Genomic DNA, 18167 nt, shown 5'->3' on the forward strand with positions numbered 1-18167 from the left:
AAAAGGCTCTCATGACGAGAGCCTTTGTATCCTGACAGACTGTTAACCGATTGTCATCAGGCTGGCGTTGCCGCCCGCGGCAGCGGTGTTCACGCTCAGCGAACGCTCCACGTAGAGACGCTCAAGCAGAATGTTACTTTCCCCGCGCGCGAAGCCCTGAACGGAAACAATTGCCCCGGAGCGAGCCGCGACGGCTTCGCAAAGTTTGCGCAGCTGGTCGGAGTCGCCGTGGTAAATCACCGCCTCAAACGGCTGCTTCAGCAGATCTTGCGGCTTGGCAAAATCAACCTGCTGCTGGACGGCTTTAGGCAACTGCTTCGCCAGGTCGCGATGCAGGCTGTCATCCGCCCACAGCACGCGGCTGCCCACGCTGGTTACCGCCGCCAACTGTACTAGCGCATCGCGCTCATCGTCGGCGACGCAAAGAATGCGTTCACGCGGCAGCAGAGCATATGTATTGCGCTCTCCGGTTGGGCCAGGCAGCACGCGCAGCGTTCCGCTTTGCGCCAGCTCACCAAACTGCTGGCAAACGGCTTTCAGTTCCTCGCGGTTGGTCGCCCACTCGCTCAGTGCCTGATGGGCAACCTGCAGATCGCTCTTCAGGGAGGCATCCACCGGGGTTTCCGCATCGTGGCGGTTGAAAGTGGTTTGCAGCGCATTTTCAGGGCGATTCGCCAGCAGGCGGTACAGGTACAGCGGACCACCGGCTTTAGGGCCGGTACCGGACAGGCCTTCGCCGCCGAAGGGCTGAACGCCAACCACGGCGCCGACCATGTTGCGGTTAACGTACATGTTGCCGACGTGGGCGGAGCCGGTGACCTGGGCAATCGTCTCGTCGATTCGGGTATGCACGCCGAGCGTCAGACCATAGCCAGCGGCATTGATCTGCTTAATCAGCGATTCAAGATTGTTGCGGCTGTAGCGCACCACGTGCAGCACCGGGCCGAACACTTCTTTCTTCATCTCGTCGAAGCTTTCCAGCTCGATAAGGGTTGGCGCTACAAAGGTGCCGGACTGCCATTCGCGCGCGTCCACGCTGTTTTCACGCACGGCCTGGAACACGGTGCGGCCTTTGGCGCGCATCGCCTGGATGTGCTTCTCAATATTCTGCTGCGCTTCGGCGTCAATCACTGGCCCAATGTCGGTGGTCAGGCGGCCTGGGTTACCCATGCGGCATTCCGCCATGGCACCACGAAGCATTTGCAGCGTGTGGTCAGCCACGTCTTCCTGCAGGCAGAGTACGCGCAGGGCGGAGCAGCGCTGCCCGGCGCTGTCGAAGGCGGAGGAAACCACGTCCACCACAACCTGTTCGGTTAGCGCGGAGGAGTCCACGATCATCGCGTTAAGGCCGCCGGTTTCCGCAATCAGCGGCGTTGGGCGGCCCTGAGGATCGAGGCGGTCGGCGATATTGCGCTGCAGCAGAGACGCGACTTCAGTTGAGCCGGTGAACATCACTCCGCGTACGCGGGAGTCGCCTGTGAGCTGCGCCCCGACGGTTTCACCGCGGCCGGGCAACAACTGGAGTACGCCCGCAGGTACGCCTGCTTCAAGCAGGATCGCCACGCCCTGGGCCGCGATCAGTGGAGTTTGTTCCGCAGGCTTGGCCAGCACGCTGTTCCCGGCGGCAAGCGCGGCGGCAATCTGGCCGGTAAAGATAGCCAACGGGAAGTTCCACGGGCTGATACAGACCACCGGGCCAAGAGGACGATGCGTTTCATTGTCGAAATCGTCACGCACCTGGCCTGCGTAATAGTGCAGGAAGTCCACGGCCTCACGCACTTCGGCGATGGCGTTGCTGAAGGTTTTACCCGCTTCACGCACAAGGATGCCGATCAGCTGCTGCATGCGGCTTTCCATCATCACGGCGGCGCGTTCGAGAATAGCGGCGCGCTCCTGCGGCGGGGTGGCAAACCAGATTGGCGCGTGGTTGACGGCATTCTCAAGGGCGAGGGAAACCTCTTCGCTCGTGGCTTCACGGGTGTAGCCCACAATGTCGGTTGGCTCGGCCGGGTTTTTCACCGGCGTTAATTCACCTTCAATAACCGGCTGTTCCAGCACCGGTGTGGCGTGCCATTTCTGCGCAGCGCTGTTCAGCAGGGCTGAAGAAAGCGACGCCAGACGGTGTTCATTGGCTAAATCAAGGCCGCTGGAGTTGGCGCGTTCCGCCCCGTAAAGCGCTTTCGGCAGGGCGATTTTAGGATGCGGCAACCCTGGCTGGCCTTCTTTGGCGGCCATGGCTTCCACCGCGCTCACCGGGTCCGCAACCAGCTCGTCCAGCGGCAGGGTGGCGTCGGCAATGCGGTTGACGAAAGAGGTGTTGGCACCGTTTTCCAGCAGGCGACGCACCAGGTAAGCCAGCAGCGTTTCGTGCGTACCCACCGGGGCGTAAATGCGGCAAGGGCGGTTCAGTTTGCCGTCTGCGACTTTCCCCACCACCTGCTCATACAGCGGCTCACCCATGCCGTGCAGGCACTGGAACTCGTACTGGCCTGGGTAGTAGTTCTGCCCGGCCAGATTATAGATAGCAGCCAGCGTGTGGGCGTTATGGGTCGCAAACTGCGGATAGATCAGGTTCGGCACGGCCAGCAGTTTCTTGGCGCAGGCGAGGTAGGAGATGTCGGTGTACACCTTGCGGGTATAGACCGGGTAACCTTCCAGACCGTCGACCTGGGCGCGTTTGATTTCGCTGTCCCAGTAGGCGCCTTTGACCAGGCGAATCATCAGGCGGCGACGGCTGCGGGTGGCCAGATCAACCAGGTAATCAATCACAAACGGGCAGCGCTTTTGGTAGGCCTGGATAACGAAGCCGATGCCGTTCCAGCCCACCAGCTCAGGTTCAAAGCAGAGTTTTTCCAGCAGATCGAGGGAGATCTCCAGGCGATCTGCCTCTTCGGCGTCAATGTTAATGCCAACGTCATACTGGCGAGCCAGCAGCGTGAGGGACTTCAGGCGCGGGTACAGCTCTTCCATCACGCGGTCGTACTGCGCACGGCTGTAGCGAGGGTGCAGTGCGGAAAGCTTGATGGAGATACCTGGGCCTTCATAAATCCCGCGGCCGTTGGAGGCTTTACCGATGGCGTGAATCGCCTGCTGGTAGGAAACCATATAGGCCTGCGCGTCGGCGGCGGTGAGCGCAGCTTCGCCCAGCATGTCGTAGGAGTAGCGGAAACCTTTCTCTTCCAGCTTGCGGGCGTTAGCCAGCGCTTCGGCGATGGTTTCGCCGGTCACGAACTGCTCGCCCATCAGGCGCATCGCCATGTCCACGCCTTTACGCACCAGTGGTTCACCGCTTTTGCTGATGATGCGGTTCAGGGAGCGGGAAAGGCTGGCTTCGTTATGGGTGGACACCAGGCGGCCGGTAAACAGCAGGCCCCAGGTTGCCGCGTTCACGAACAGCGACGGGCTGCGGCCAATGTGCGAGTGCCAGTTCCCGTTGCTGATTTTGTCGCGGATCAGCGCGTCTCGGGTGGCTTTATCCGGGATACGCAGCAGCGCTTCCGCGAGGCACATCAGCGCCACGCCTTCCTGGGAAGACAGGGAGAACTCCTGCAGCAGGCTCTGAACCATGCCCGCGCGGCCGGACGCCGTTTTCTGGTTGCGCAGCTTGTCGGCCAGCTGGTAAGCCAGCTTTTGCGTTTGTTCGGCGATGGCCGGCGCCAGGCGAGCCTGCTCAAGGATCATCGGGACTGCGTCGGTTTCAGGGCGACGCCACGCGGCGGTAATCGCGGCCCGGCTGACGGACTGCGGCAGGATCTGCTCGGCAAAATCGAGGAACGGCTGCGCCACTTCTTCAGGCTGCACCGGAGATTCTTCGCTCTCATTGGCCGCCCCGGCCAGCAGGGCTGGTAGCTCAGGCAGCTCATCGCTGCTTTCCAGGCGCTCGAGATAATTAAAAATCGCCTGCTTAATCAGCCAGTGTGGGGTGCGGTCAATGCGTGAGGCGGCTTCTTTAATGCGGTCGCGCGTCGCTTCATCCAGTTTTACGCCCATCGTGGTGGTGCCCATACGACAGTCTCCAGGTTAATGATGATTCGGGGTTGTGCTTTGTTAGCCAGCAATATCTATGAAGTTGCAACTTTGTGCAACCTTGTTAAATCGAAGCCGATAAAGGGCCCGCAAAAAAGAGGAATTGTTACCAGTAAGATAAGAAAATCGTCTGACGGAGCGGGAAGCGGAACGCTAGATTTATTGATGAAGTTAACACTTTTTAACGGTGCAACCGCTAAAAGTGTGAGTAAGTGCAACCTGGTGAAAAATGCTTACCTAAGGCAGATGCAAACGATGTAAATGCCGTGTTAAATCGTTTGTGAAAAATAAAGGGTTCCGGCAGGATGCATTCCCCATTACATCACGATAACAACACAGCGCCTCGTTCCGGCGCGAAGCAGCCTGGTCAGAGAGAGCAGGCGTAATAGCTATGGAGAAGTCTGAATGACAATTAGCACACCGATGCTGGTGACCTTCCTCGTTTATATCTTTGGCATGATTCTCATCGGCTTTATCGCCTGGCGTTCAACCCGCAGCTTTGACGACTATATTCTTGGCGGCCGCAGTCTCGGGAGCGTGGTGACCGCGCTGTCGGCGGGCGCCTCGGATATGAGCGGCTGGCTGTTAATGGGGTTGCCGGGCGCGATCTTTATCTCCGGGATTTCAGAAAGCTGGATCGCCATCGGCCTGACCTTAGGGGCGTGGATCAACTGGAAATTAGTGGCGGGGCGCCTGCGCGTTCACACGGAATTGAACAACAATGCGCTGACGTTGCCGGATTACTTTACCGGGCGTTTTGAAGACTCCAGTCGCCTGCTGCGGATTATCTCGGCGCTGGTGATCCTGCTGTTCTTCACCATTTATTGTGCTTCCGGCATCGTGGCCGGGGCGCGCCTGTTTGAAAGCACCTTTGGCATGAGCTACGAAACGGCGCTGTGGGCCGGGGCGGCCGCTACCATCCTCTATACCTTTGTGGGCGGGTTCCTGGCGGTGAGCTGGACGGATACCGTGCAGGCCAGCCTGATGATCTTCGCGCTGATTCTGACGCCGGTGATGGTGATCATTGCCGTTGGCGGCCTCGATGATTCCCTGATGGTGATTAAGCAAAAGAGCATCGAAAACGTCGATATGCTGAAAGGGCTGAACTTTGTCGCTATCGTTTCGCTGATGGGCTGGGGCCTGGGCTACTTTGGCCAGCCGCATATTCTGGCGCGCTTTATGGCGGCGGATTCACACCACACCATCGTGAACGCACGGCGCATCAGTATGACCTGGATGATCCTCTGCCTGGCGGGTGCCTGCGCGGTGGGCTTCTTTGGGATTGCCTACTTTAACAACAACCCAGAGCAGGCCGGGGCGGTGACGCAAAACGGCGAACGGGTGTTTATCGAACTGGCGCAAATCCTGTTCAACCCGTGGATTGCCGGGGTGTTGCTCTCCGCGATTCTGGCGGCGGTGATGTCCACGCTGAGCTGCCAGCTGTTGGTGTGCTCCAGCGCGATTACCGAAGATCTGTACAAAGCATTCCTGCGTAAAGGCGCGAGCCAGAAAGAGCTGGTGTGGGTAGGGCGCATGATGGTGCTGGTGGTGGCGCTGGTGGCGATTGCCCTGGCCGCTAACCCGGAAAACCGCGTGCTGGGCCTGGTCAGCTACGCCTGGGCCGGTTTTGGCGCTGCGTTTGGCCCGGTGGTGCTGTTCTCGGTGATGTGGTCACGCATGACCCGCAACGGGGCGCTGGTAGGGATGATTGTCGGGGCGGCAACCGTGCTGGTCTGGAAGCAGTTTGGCTGGCTGGGGCTGTACGAAATTATCCCTGGTTTCGCTTTCGCCAGCCTGGCGATTGTGGCGGTGAGCCTGCTGGGGAAAGCACCTTCAACGTCCATGCAGAAGCGTTTCGCCGAAGCTGATGCGGTTTATCACACCGCGCCGCCGAGCAAGCTGCAGCCTGAGTAACAGGTGATCTTTTACAGGACCGATTAATCCGGCCCTTTATAGGTTGCTGACAAAGAGGAAAAAAGCGTGGTTTTTCCCCTCTTTGTGGTGAGTAGCCGAAAATCAATGAATTGATTTTCCTGTTTTTTTTAACGAGCTGTCTGATATTTCTTCTCTCGTCAGAGGGTTGCCATCAGTCTGAAGGGCCGGTTAATCCGGCCCTTTATAGGTTGCTGACAAAGAGGAAAAAAGCGTGGTTTTTCCCTCTTTGTGGTGAGTAGCCGAAAATCAATGAATTGATTTTCCTGTTTTTTAACGAGCTGTCTGATATTTCTTCTTTCGTCAGAGGGTTGTCATCAGTCTGAAGGGCCGGTTAATCCGGCCCTTTTTACATCTGGTCATAAATATGTAATCCCCGTCTCTTGTTTTTCTTTTCAGCGCTAATGATAATCACAATCGTTATGGTTTACTTTTCTTTACGTCAATTGACTTGTATTCACATCTGAGGTGTCAGGCATGTTTGTTCCGTTTCTCATCATGTTACGCGAAGGGCTGGAGGCAGCGCTCATCGTTAGCCTGATTGCCAGCTATCTGAAGCGTACCCAGCGCGGCCAGTGGATAGCCGTGATGTGGATTGGCGTTTTTGCCGCCGCTGCACTTTGCCTGGGCCTCGGTATCTTCATCAATGAAACCACCGGCGAGTTCCCGCAAAAAGAGCAGGAGCTGTTTGAGGGGATCGTGGCGGTCATTGCCGTGTTTATTCTGACCTGGATGGTGTTCTGGATGCGTAAAGTGTCCCGTAACGTCAAGGTGCAGCTGGAGCAGGCGGTGGATAACGCGCTGCACAGCAAAGGCAACCACGGCTGGGCGCTGATCATGATGGTCTTTTTCGCCGTCGCGCGTGAAGGTCTGGAGTCGGTGTTCTTCCTGCTGGCGGCTTTCCAACAGGACGTGGGCATTTGGCCACCGCTGGGGGCGATGCTGGGCCTGGCCACCGCCATCGTTTTAGGCTTCCTTATTTACTGGGGCGGGATTCGTCTCAATTTAGGCGCGTTCTTTAAATGGACCAGTCTGTTTATTCTGCTGGTGGCCGCAGGCCTTGCAGCCGGTGCCGTGCGCGCATTCCACGAAGCCGGGCTGTGGAACCACTTCCAGGACATCGCGTTTGATATGAGCAACACGCTCTCCACCCATTCGCTGACCGGCACCTTGCTGGAGGGGATTTTTGGTTATCAGGAAACCCCAACCGTGAGCGAAGTAGCGATGTACTTCATCTATCTGATTCCGGCGCTGGTGCTGTTCTTTATGCCGCCGCGCGTGAACAACCAGGCGACCAATACGGCTCGTTAATTGATTTCCGGCGGGGCGACCCGCCGTTCAGTGATAACTACTCATTGTTTAATAGGGATAGGTCATGACCAAACATTTTCGTCTGAAGGCACTGCACGTTGCGCTGCTCGCGCTTGTCTCTTCCACGTTTGCCGCGCAGGCGGCGGATATTCCCCAGGTAAAAGTCACCGTCACGGATAAACAATGTGAGCCGATGAATGTGACCGTGAACGCCGGGAAGACCCAGTTCATTATCCAGAATAACAGCCAGAAAGCGCTGGAGTGGGAGATTCTGAAAGGGGTGATGGTAGTGGAAGAGCGTGAAAACATCGCGCCGGGCTTCTCCCAGAAGCTGACCGCTAACCTGCAGCCGGGTGAATACGACATGACCTGCGGTCTGCTGACCAACCCGAAAGGCAAGCTGGTGGTGAAAGCGACCGGCAAACAGGAAGCACCTAAATCCGATCTGCTGGCGCTGACCGGTCCAATCACCGAATACAAAGCCTACGTGACCGCTGAAGTGGCTGAGCTGGTGAAAGGCACCAAAGCCTTTACCGACGCGGTGAAAGCCGGCGATTTAGAGAAAGCCAAAGCCCTGTATGCGCCAACTCGTCAGCATTACGAGCGTATTGAGCCGATTGCTGAGCTGTTCTCAGACCTCGACAGCAGCATTGATGCCCGTGAAGACGACTTCGAGAAAAAAGCGGATGACCCGAAATTCACCGGTTTCCACCGTCTGGAGAAGATCCTGTTTGGCGACAACACCACCAAAGACGCCGCGCAGTTTGCCGACAAGCTGAACGCCGACGTGCTGGATCTGCAGACTCGTGTTTCCGAGCTGGCCTTCCCGCCGAGCAAAGTAGTTGGCGGTGCAGCTGGCCTGATTGAAGAAGTCGCTGCGACCAAAATCAGCGGGGAAGAAGACCGCTACAGCCACACTGACCTGTGGGACTTCCAGGCGAACGTCGACGGCGCGCAGAAAATCGTTAACCTGCTGCGTCCTCAACTGACCAAAGAGAACCCGGCGCTGCTGGCGAAAGTGGATGCCAACTTCAAGAAAGTTGACGCCATTCTGGCGAAGTACCGCACCAAAGACGGGTTTGAAACCTACGACAAGCTGACGGATAACGATCGCAAGGCGCTGAAAGGGCCGATCACGACGCTGGCGGAAGACCTGTCTCAGCTGCGTGGCGTGATGGGCCTGGACTAAGCATCATGAGTGATAAGGACAACACCGGCGCGCACCAACCGGCGCGCCGCCAGCTGCTGAAAACACTGGGCGCCCTTGGGGGCGCTTTTGCCGTGGGCGGCGGGTGCCCGATGGCGGCCCATGCGGCGAATCCGGCCTCTTCGCCGGGCACGCTGCCGCCGGATGGTCGCCTTGAAAGCCAACCGCTGTATGGTGAACACCAGGCCGGGATTCTGACACCCCAGCAGGCCGCCATGATGCTCGTGGCGTTTGACGTGCTGGCCAGTGACAAAGCCGACCTCGAACGTCTGTTCCGTCTGCTGACCGCCCGCTTTGACTTCCTGACCCGCGGCGGCCCGGCACCGGAAACGCCAAATCCACGGTTACCGCCGATGGACTCTGGCATTCTTGGGGCGGAAATATACCCGGATAACCTGACGATCACGGTGTCTGCCGGCAGCTCGCTGTTTGACGAGCGTTTTGGCCTGCAAAAGCAGATGCCGAAAAAGCTACAGCCAATGACCAGTTTCCCGAATGATTCGCTGGATGCCAGCCTGTGTCACGGCGATTTGCTGCTGCAGATTTGTGCCAACACCAACGACACTGTGATCCACGCGTTGCGCGATATTATCAAGCACACGCCAGATCTCCTCAGCGTGCGCTGGAAGCGGGAAGGGTTCATCTCCAACCATGCGGCGCGCAGCCGAGGGAAAGAGACGCCCATCAACCTGTTAGGCTTCAAAGACGGCACGGCCAACCCGGACAGCCATGATAAGCCACTGATGGACGACGTGGTTTGGGTAACGAAGCAACAGCAGGAGCCAGCCTGGGCTACCGGCGGTAGCTATCAGGCCGTGCGCATTATTCAGTTCCACGTTGAGTCCTGGGACCGTACGCCGCTGAAAGAACAGCAGACTATCTTCGGGCGAGAGAAACACAGCGGTGCGCCGCTGGGTATGACAAATGAGCATGATGTGCCGGACTACGCCGCCGATCCGGACGGCGATGTGATTGCGCTGGATGCCCATATCCGCCTTGCAAATCCAAGGACCAAAGAGACGCAGTCGGGGCTAATGATGCGGCGGGGCTACAGCTATTCACTGGGCGCCACCAAATCCGGTCAGCTCGACATGGGGCTGCTGTTCGTCTGCTACCAGCATGACCTTGAAAAAGGCTTCCTGACGGTGCAGGGCAGGCTGAACGGCGAGGCGCTGGAAGAGTACATCAAGCCGATCGGCGGTGGGTATTTCTTCGCGCTGCCGGGCGTGCCGGATAAACAGCATTATCTGGGGCAGGGGATGATTGAGGCGTAATTATTGCCGTACCGGTGATGAGAGCCGGGAACGAATCTTCCCCTCACCCTGGCCCTCTCCCCACAGGGCCGAGGGAGAAAACAGTCGACGGGAGCATTATTTATTCCCTCTCCCTGCCAGGGAGAGGGTAAATCCAGAAGCGACATTGTGACTGAGGGAAACCTTAGCCGTTCTTATCGAGAGTGGTTTATGTAGATTTTCATTTGCTAACAATTCGCTCCCCCAATTATTCATTACAATTCCCTATGACTATCCCGCTGATATATTTCTGTAATATTGATGTGCGAAAACGGTACACAGCAGCGGATTGCGATTAAACGTTACTTAAAAGTGAAATTTATGTTGCATTTTGGGTGATGTTTGGTGTACTTAAAGCATGAGCGGTAGTTCCCTGCTGTGACGTTTAATCACTACGGAGATCGCGAATGGTTGGGTCCTGTACTGGACGGTTACTTAAACACTTTACCCGCACTACCCAGCGCGGAGGCCTCTCCTCCGGCTTCGCTATCTTCACCGCTAAATTTCCCCATTCAGAGTCAAATCAGCGTCCTAACGGTGCGTCAGGCAACGTTTCGCGTTCGCTTAACGCACCCTCTCAACCGGCAGTTAATGGCTTACAAGGAAGCCAAACCTCATCCGTTAGTGGCCATAATCGCGCCTGTCCAGACGGCGCGGGAAATGAAACCAACTGTAAGGTGCCATCCATGGGAAGACAGAAAGCTGTGATCAAAGCTCGTCGCGAAGCAAAACGTGTGCTGAGACGGGATTCGCGTAGCCACCGGCAGCGTGAAGAGGAATCGGTCACCACGCTTGTGCAGATGAGCGGCGTAGAATCTATAGGCATGGCGCGCGACAGCCGCGACCATTCACCTATCGAAGCGCGGAATGAAGCTCAGGCGCACTATCTCAATGCCATCGAGAAAAAGCAGCTGATATTTGCTACCGGCGAAGCCGGCTGTGGCAAGACGTTCATCAGCGCGGCAAAAGCCGCTGAGGCCCTGATACATAAGGATGTCGACAGGATTATTGTTACCCGTCCGGTGCTGCAGGCCGATGAAGATCTCGGCTTCCTCCCCGGTGATATCTCAGAAAAGTTCGCCCCGTATTTCCGCCCGGTGTATGACATCCTGGTGCGACGTTTAGGGTCGTCTTTTATGCAGTATTGCCTGCGGCCTGAAATTGGTAAGGTTGAGATTGCGCCGTTCGCCTATATGCGCGGACGCACTTTTGAAAATGCCGTGGTTATTCTGGATGAGGCGCAGAATGTCACCGCAGCGCAAATGAAGATGTTCCTCACCCGCCTCGGGGAAAACGTGACGGTTATCGTCAATGGCGATATCACGCAGTGCGATTTACCTGCGGGCGTACCGTCCGGTTTAAGCGATGCGTTGAACCGTTTTGAAGAGGATGACATGGTCGGCGTTGTTCGCTTTGGTAAGCAGGATTGTGTGCGCTCGGCCCTCTGCCAGCGCACGCTGAACGCCTACGACTGACGGTCTTCAACGATTTAGACAAAAGCCCAAACTTCGGTTTGGGCTTTTTTATTTGCGCGAATTATTTGGCCAAACTGTGAAGGGGGTCATAACGCCAGGTCAAGGAGAGACAATTTATGAGGCATGAGAATTATCTCTCTTCAGAATGCATGCCGTATACTTTCCTCAAGCAGAGACAATAGTCTCTCTCCACAAACCCGCTTTGGAACAGCAACAATACGCCACGGAAGTCCGTTACAGCGTATTGAGACTTGAGGAACAACTTATGCAAAAGAAAAAAATTTACCTGTTCTGCTCCGCTGGGATGTCAACCTCGCTGTTAGTGACCAAAATGCGAGCGCAGGCCGAAAAGTATGAAGTGCCGGTAGAAATTGAAGCTTTCTCTGAGTCTTTGGCCAGCGAGAAAGGGAAACATGCGGACCTGGTATTGCTCGGGCCACAAATTGCCTACATGCAGGCAGATATCAAGAAATTGTTGCCCACCAAGCCTGTAGAAGTTATCGATTCTGCTCTGTACGGTAAAGTCGATGGGCTGGGTGTGTTGAAAGCGGCTGTGGCAGCAATTAAGAAAGCAGCGGCCGAGAGTTAATTTTTTATTCTTGTTTTGTTTAATTTTCCGTCAAAGAGCGACTTACACCTACAGCCGTAAGTAATTACGGCTTTCAAGGATATTTATAATATGAGTAAAGTCATTGATTCACTTGAGAAGGTTCTCCTGCCTTTTGCTGTAAAAATAGGAAAGCAGCCTCACGTTAATGCCATTAAAAACGGTTTTATTAAATTAATGCCATTAACCCTAACGGGGGCAATGTTTGTTCTGATCAACAACGTATTCCTGAGCTTTGGCGCAGGGTCATTCTTCTACTCGTTAGGCATCCGTTTAGACCCCGAGACCATTGAAACCCTGAATGGGTTTAAAGCTATCGGCGGCAATGTGTACAACGGTACGTTGGGCATAATGTCGCTGATGGCGCCTTTTTTCATTGGCATGGCATTGGCTGAAGAAAGAAAGGTCGATCCTTTGGCCGCGGGCTTATTATCCGTCGCAGCCTTTATGACCGTTACGCCATATAGCGTAGGCGAAGCCTATGCCGTGGGCGCTAACTGGTTAGGCGGCCAGAATATTATTTCCGGTATGATTATCGGTCTGGTTGTCGCGGAGCTGTTTACCTTTGTTGTGCGCCGGAACTGGGTAATTACCCTGCCGGACAGCGTACCGGCCTCAGTATCCCGCTCGTTCTCGGCGTTAATCCCAGGCTTCCTGATTCTGTCTATCTTCGGGATCATCTCCTGGGCGCTGTCTCACTACGGCAGCAACTTCCACCAGATCATCATGGACTCCATTTCGACTCCGCTGGCGTCAATGGGGAGCGTGGTTGGCTGGGCATACGTGATTTTCAACTCCCTGCTGTGGTTCTTCGGTGTTCACGGTTCCCTGGCGCTTACCGCTCTGGATAACGGCATCATGACCCCATGGGCGCTGGAAAACGTGGCGCTGTACCAGCAGTACGGTTCTGTTGAAGCCGCTATCGAAGCGGGCAAACAGTTCCACTTCTGGGCGAAACCAATGCTCGACTCCTACATCCTGCTGGGGGGTTCCGGTGCGACGCTGGGTCTGATTATCGCTATCTTCATCGCCTCTCGCCGCGCCGATCACCGTCAGGTGGCTAAGCTGGCGCTGCCGTCAGGCATCTTCCAGATTAACGAACCGATTCTGTTTGGTCTGCCGATCATCATGAACCCGGTCATGTTCATCCCGTTTGTGGCGGTACAGCCGATTCTGGCCGCGATCACCCTGATTGCGTACTCCATGGGCATTATCCCGCCGGTCACCAACCTGGCACCGTGGACCATGCCTACCGGCCTGGGCGCCTTCTTCAACAGTAACGGCAGCGTCGCTGCACTGCTGGTGGCGCTGTTCAACCTGGGTGTTGCAACGCTGGTGTACATGCCGTTCGTTATCCTGTCCAACAAGGCACAGGCGGTTATTGAAGAAGAAGAAAGCGAAGAAGATATCGCTAACGCACTGAAATTCTAAGTTCAGCCGGGGGAGGGAATGCCTTCCCCGTTTTCAGAATCCGGGGAGCACGCTTATGTTTGATTTAGATAATGTTGTTGAAACTGAAGTAGAAGTGGACGATCTCGAAGAAGTGGTGATGGGCTTAATCATCAATTCAGGCCAGGCCCGCAGCCTAGCCTACGGCGCGCTCAAAAAGGCCAAGCAGGGTGACTTCGCCGGGGCTAAAGAGATGATGGACCAGTCCCGCACGGCGCTGAACGAAGCGCACCTGGTGCAGACTAAGCTGATTGAAGGCGACCAGGGCGAAGGCAAAACCAAAGTGAGCCTGGTGCTGGTACACGCGCAGGACCACCTGATGACTTCGATGCTGGCGCGTGAGCTGGTCACCGAGTTGATTGAATTGCACGAGAAAATGGACAAGTAGCAGGTCAGCATATGCAGCCAGAGATAGACAATATGGAAATTAACATTGTTCGTGAAAGCCAGCTGTTTAACGGCAAGTGTTTCCATGCGTTTATCTACACCAAAGAAGAGAGCGTGAGCGGGCTGCACCAGCATGACTACTACGAATTCACAATCGTGTTGACCGGGCGCTACTACCAGGAAATTAACGGTAAGCGCGTACTGATGGAGCGAGGCGATTTTGTCTTTATTCCGGTCGGTTCCCATCATCAGAGTTTCTACGAGTTTGGTGCGACCCGGTTATTTAACGTGGGGATCAGTCAGCAGTTCTTTGAACAGCATTATATGCCGCTGCTGCCGTCCCATTTGGTGGCCTCACAGGTTTACCAGGTTAAGGATGAATTCCTGGCGTTTATGGAATCGGTGATTGCCTCGTTTAATTTCCGCGAAGGGGAATTTAACGAGTTCCTCGAAATGGTGAGTTTTTATGTCGTCAATCGACTGCGCCATTATCGGGAGTCGGAAAATCAGGATGATATTCCATTGTGGTTAAAATCCACCGTTGAAGGGATGCACGACAAAATGCGTTTTGGTGACAAAGCCTTATTAAACATGGTCGCGCTTTCGGGTAAGTCGCAGGAATATTTAACGCGCGCCACTCAGCGCTATTATGGCAAAACGCCGATGCAGATTATTAACGAAATCCGCATTAATTTTGCCAAGAAGCAGCTGGAGATTACTAACTCATCGGTGACCGATATTGCCTTTGAGTCCGGCTACAGCAGCCCCAGCATGTTTATTAAGAACTTTAAAAAGGTCACCTCTTTTACGCCAAATAGTTATCGGAAGAAATTGTACAGCATTAATTAAGGTGCTGGTTAATTACCACGGTCAATATTGCGTTTTTATTAACTTATTCAATTTTCTAAATACGGCGCGTGGCGCTGTACGGGAGCCTGTATGACTAAGAAATTAAAAGTTGTTACTATCGGTGGCGGCAGCAGCTATACCCCAGAATTACTTGAAGGTTTTATTAAGCGCTATCATGAACTACCGATTACCGAACTTTGGCTGGTGGATGTCGAAGCCGGTAAAGAAAAGCAGGATATAATTTTCAATCTTTGCCAGCGCATGATTGAGCACGCCGGTGTGCCGATGACGGTACACAAGAGCCTCGACCGCCGTGAAGCGCTGAAAGACGCGGACTTCGTGACCACCCAGCTGCGCGTGGGCCAGCTGAAAGCGCGCGAGCTGGATGAGCGTATTCCGCTGAGCCACGGTTATCTTGGCCAGGAAACCAACGGCGCGGGTGGCCTGTTCAAAGGGCTGCGCACCATTCCAGTGATTTTCGACATCATCAAAGACGTGCAGGAAATCTGCCCGGATGCGTGGGTTATCAACTTCACTAACCCGGCCGGGATGGTGACTGAGGCGGTATTCCGCCACACCAACTTCAACAAATTCATCGGCGTGTGCAACATCCCTGTTGGCATGAAGATGTTTATTACCGACGTGCTGAAGCTGACCCCGGAAGATGATCTGGGCATCGATCTCTTCGGCCTGAACCACATGGTGTTCATCAAAGATGTGCTGGTGAACGGCGAATCCCGCTTTGCCGAACTGCTGGATGGCGTAGCCAGCGGTAAACTGAGCGCTAACTCGGTGAAAAACATCTTCGATATGCCGTTTAGCGAAGGGCTGATTCGTTCTCTGAACCTGCTGCCGTGCTCTTACCTGCTGTACTACTTCAAGCAGAAAGAGATGCTGGCCATCGAAATGGGCGAGTTCTACAAAGGCGGCGCGCGCGCCTCCGTGGTGCAGAAGGTCGAAAAACAGCTGTTCGAACTGTATAAAGATCCTAACCTGGATGTGAAGCCGAAAGAGCTGGAGCTGCGCGGCGGGGCTTACTATTCTGACGCCGCATGCGAAGTAATCAGCGCTATCTACAATGATAAGCAGACCGAGCACTACGTGAACATCCCGCACCATGGGCACGTGGACAATATCCCGGCGGACTGGGCTATCGAAACGACCAGCATCATTGGCCGTGATGGCGCAAGACCGCACCCGCGCGTGACTCACTTCGACGAGAAAGTGATGGGCCTGATTCATACCATCAAAGGCTTCGAAGTGGCGGCGAGCCAGGCGGCGCTGAGCGGTGAATTCAACGATGTGCTGCTGGCGCTGAACCTGAGCCCGCTTATCCACTCTGACAAGGATGCGGAAGTGATTGCCAAAGAGATGCTGCTTGCCCATAAAGCCCATCTGCCAAACTTTGCGAAAACTATCGAAAAACTGGCGTAATGCCTTGCCCTCCCCGGACGGGGAGGGCCACTCAAGAGGGATGCTATGGACCGCTTACTGATTATCAACGCCGATGACTTTGGCCTGAGTAAGGCGCAAAACTACGGCATCATCGAAGCCTTTCACCACGGTGTGGTGACGTCAACCACCGCGATGGTTAACGCTGAAGCCATTAAACACGCTGCCGGGCTGTGCGCACGCTATCCGGGGTTGGGGGTCGGCATGCACTTCGTGCTGACGCTGGGACAGCCGCTGACCAACATGCCGGTGCTAACCCGCGAAACGGGCTTACTGGGTAAATGGATTTGGGAGATGGCCGAGCAGGGGCAGTTGGATCGGGACGAGATCAAACGCGAACTGGAAAGCCAGTATCAGCGCTTTATCGAGATTTTTGGTATTGAACCAACCCATCTTGATAGCCATCATCACGTGCATATGATTCCGGAAATTTTCCCCATCGTTGCGGCGTTTGCCAGCGCGAAAGGGATCCCGCTGCGTGTCGATCGTGATGCCGCAGCCCGGGACAACATTTCCCTGGATGGCGTGCGGACTACGCAAGGGTTTAGCAGCGAGTTTTACGGTGATTCTATTTCTGAAAGCCTGCTTCTGGAGTGCGTGGATGCTTCGGCTAAGCGAGAGGAAGCCTCGCTGGAAGTGATGTGCCACCCGTCATTTGTGGATAACACGCTGCTGAAAAGCAACTACTGCTATCCGCGCCTTGCGGAGCTGGAAGTGCTTACCTCCGCGGCGTTGAAGTACGCGATTGCCGAGCGAGGCTACCGTCTGGGCACGTTCCGCGATCTCTAACCCCTATTCGTACTTCGGCCTGCTGTCGATAAGGTGTATTATTGCTGCATCTTATCGACAATCATTGACCGGACGTTTGTACCGGTTAACGAGGTGCAGCTATGTCCGGAAAACGCATCCAACGCGAAAAGCAAACCATCGCTAAAATGCTCGCCCTGTACGAGCGCAAAAACCCAGTTGCCAGCCCCGATCCAGACCACTACTCACGGCTATACGACTACGCTGCCAAAAGGTTGGATCGCTGCGCTTTTGGCGAAGAAAAGCCCGCCTGCAAGCAATGTCCTATCCACTGCTATCAGCCCTCAAAACGTGAAGAAATGAAGCGGGTGATGCGCTGGAGTGGTCCCCGAATGCTGTTTCACCACCCGATTCTGACCGTGCTTCATTTGATGGACGATCGCCGTCCGGTTCCGCCGCTGCCGGAGAAATACCAGCGTAGGAAAGAGTGACGGAGTCAGTCATGTCGGTTTCATCTTAATCGTGTATAAACGCTGACAATAACGCGGCGTTATGCCCGGAGGGTAGGCGATGGGATACGTGGAAGAAATGAGGGCGCTGGTAGGCCACCGGCTTTTATTACTGGCCGGGGCGAATGTCATCATCACCGATGATCAGCAGCGCATTTTGTTGCAGCTGCGGCGTGATGGCGGCTGGGGATTGCCCGGCGGTTTGCTTGAGCCCGGTGAAAGTTTTGAAGAAACGGCTATCCGTGAAGTGAAAGAAGAGACGAATCTTGATGTTCACGACCTGACTTTACTCGGCACTTTTTCGGGTTCGGACTATACGTTTACGCTCGAGAATAAAGACAGGATTAACGTCATTACTTCACTGTTCGAAGTGACAAGCTGGTCAGGCCATATGATTAATGACCCTACAGAAGGTCTGGCGCTCACCTTCTTTGCGGAAAGCGAGATCCCGGCAGAAACAAAGGATGAATACAGGGGTTATATAAACCACTACCTGGCGCAAAGAGTTGCTAAAAAGTAACTGCAGGTTATATTCGAACCCATCCCTCATAGTGAAACATGCGAAAAAAAGCCCGCATTTGCATGCGAGCTCTTCTTTAAATATGGCGGTGAGGGAGGGATATCACTCGCGCCGTCCATGGCGCTCGCCCTGCGGGTTGCCGAAGGCAATGCAAAACGGCTGTCCTGCCGTTTTGTCGAACCCTGGTCGAGGGTTCTCATCCGTCCCTCGTGGTGCAACATGCGAAAAAAAAGCCCGCATTTGCATGCGAGCTCTTCTTTAAATATGGCGGTGAGGGAGGGATTCGAACCCTCGATACGTTGCCGTATACACACTTTCCAGGCGTGCTCCTTCAGCCACTCGGACACCTCACCATATTGTTTTGCTGCACACCTTAGGTGGGCAACGGGGCGCTACTATAGGGA

General features: G+C 55.1%; 14 protein-coding genes and 1 tRNA gene. 13 read left to right on the top strand and 2 right to left on the bottom strand.

Annotated elements, in window-relative coordinates; translation table 11 throughout:
- Nucleotides 1-42: 42 nt before the first annotated feature.
- Nucleotides 43-4005 (bottom strand): trifunctional transcriptional regulator/proline dehydrogenase/L-glutamate gamma-semialdehyde dehydrogenase, encoded by a 3963-nt coding sequence (gene putA, locus F3J26_RS10575; RefSeq protein WP_166993694.1) that lies wholly within the window; start codon nt 4003-4005, stop codon nt 43-45.
- A gap of 426 nt (nt 4006-4431) precedes the next feature.
- Between putA and putP the strand changes: the two genes are divergently transcribed.
- The 13 genes from putP (at nt 4432) to F3J26_RS10640 (ending at nt 17763) form a co-directional block, all read left to right on the top strand.
- Nucleotides 4432-5940: a sodium/proline symporter PutP gene (putP, locus tag F3J26_RS10580; RefSeq protein ID WP_166875269.1), complete on the top strand. Its 1509-nt coding sequence runs from the start codon at nt 4432-4434 to the stop codon at nt 5938-5940.
- A 495-nt stretch (nt 5941-6435) separates the two neighbouring features.
- Nucleotides 6436-7269 carry an iron uptake transporter permease EfeU gene (gene efeU / locus F3J26_RS10585; RefSeq protein WP_008455644.1) on the top strand — a complete coding sequence of 278 codons (834 nt, stop codon included), beginning with the start codon at nt 6436-6438 and terminating at the stop codon, nt 7267-7269.
- Nucleotides 7270-7333: 64 nt separating this feature from the next.
- Entirely contained in the window at nt 7334-8458 is a 1125-nt protein-coding gene (gene efeO, locus F3J26_RS10590; protein WP_166875266.1) for an iron uptake system protein EfeO, read from the top strand.
- Between the two features lie 5 nt (nt 8459-8463).
- Complete coding sequence (efeB, locus tag F3J26_RS10595; protein WP_166993696.1) at nt 8464-9750, top strand: iron uptake transporter deferrochelatase/peroxidase subunit; 1287 nt, start codon at nt 8464-8466, stop codon at nt 9748-9750.
- A gap of 704 nt (nt 9751-10454) precedes the next feature.
- Nucleotides 10455-11243 carry a phosphate starvation-inducible protein PhoH gene (gene phoH, locus F3J26_RS10600; protein ID WP_008455641.1) on the top strand — a complete coding sequence of 263 codons (789 nt, stop codon included), beginning with the start codon at nt 10455-10457 and terminating at the stop codon, nt 11241-11243.
- A 265-nt stretch (nt 11244-11508) separates the two neighbouring features.
- Nucleotides 11509-11832: a PTS sugar transporter subunit IIB gene (locus F3J26_RS10605; RefSeq protein WP_008455640.1), complete on the top strand. Its 324-nt coding sequence runs from the start codon at nt 11509-11511 to the stop codon at nt 11830-11832.
- A gap of 90 nt (nt 11833-11922) precedes the next feature.
- Complete coding sequence (gene chbC, locus F3J26_RS10610) at nt 11923-13281, top strand: PTS N,N'-diacetylchitobiose transporter subunit IIC (RefSeq protein ID WP_008455639.1); 1359 nt, start codon at nt 11923-11925, stop codon at nt 13279-13281.
- Nucleotides 13282-13336: 55 nt separating this feature from the next.
- Nucleotides 13337-13687 (top strand): PTS N,N'-diacetylchitobiose transporter subunit IIA, encoded by a 351-nt coding sequence (chbA, locus tag F3J26_RS10615; protein WP_008455638.1) that lies wholly within the window; start codon nt 13337-13339, stop codon nt 13685-13687.
- A gap of 11 nt (nt 13688-13698) precedes the next feature.
- Nucleotides 13699-14535 carry a transcriptional regulator ChbR gene (chbR, locus tag F3J26_RS10620; protein WP_166993698.1) on the top strand — a complete coding sequence of 279 codons (837 nt, stop codon included), beginning with the start codon at nt 13699-13701 and terminating at the stop codon, nt 14533-14535.
- A 90-nt stretch (nt 14536-14625) separates the two neighbouring features.
- A complete protein-coding gene (locus tag F3J26_RS10625; RefSeq protein WP_166993700.1) occupies nt 14626-15969 on the top strand; it encodes a 6-phospho-beta-glucosidase in 1344 nt (447 codons plus the stop codon).
- A 45-nt stretch (nt 15970-16014) separates the two neighbouring features.
- Entirely contained in the window at nt 16015-16776 is a 762-nt protein-coding gene (gene chbG / locus F3J26_RS10630; protein ID WP_166993702.1) for a chitin disaccharide deacetylase, read from the top strand.
- Between the two features lie 101 nt (nt 16777-16877).
- Nucleotides 16878-17225, top strand: coding sequence for a nitrous oxide-stimulated promoter family protein (locus F3J26_RS10635; protein ID WP_166993704.1), 348 nt, complete (start codon nt 16878-16880; stop codon nt 17223-17225).
- Between the two features lie 79 nt (nt 17226-17304).
- Nucleotides 17305-17763, top strand: coding sequence for an NUDIX hydrolase (locus F3J26_RS10640; RefSeq protein WP_166993706.1), 459 nt, complete (start codon nt 17305-17307; stop codon nt 17761-17763).
- Nucleotides 17764-18028: 265 nt separating this feature from the next.
- Here F3J26_RS10640 and F3J26_RS10645 read toward each other — a convergent pair.
- Nucleotides 18029-18116 (bottom strand) — tRNA-Ser (locus F3J26_RS10645).
- Nucleotides 18117-18167: the final 51 nt, after the last annotated feature.

It is taken from the genome of Enterobacter sp. Ap-867, assembly GCF_011752855.1.
Taxonomy (GTDB): domain Bacteria; phylum Pseudomonadota; class Gammaproteobacteria; order Enterobacterales; family Enterobacteriaceae; genus Cedecea.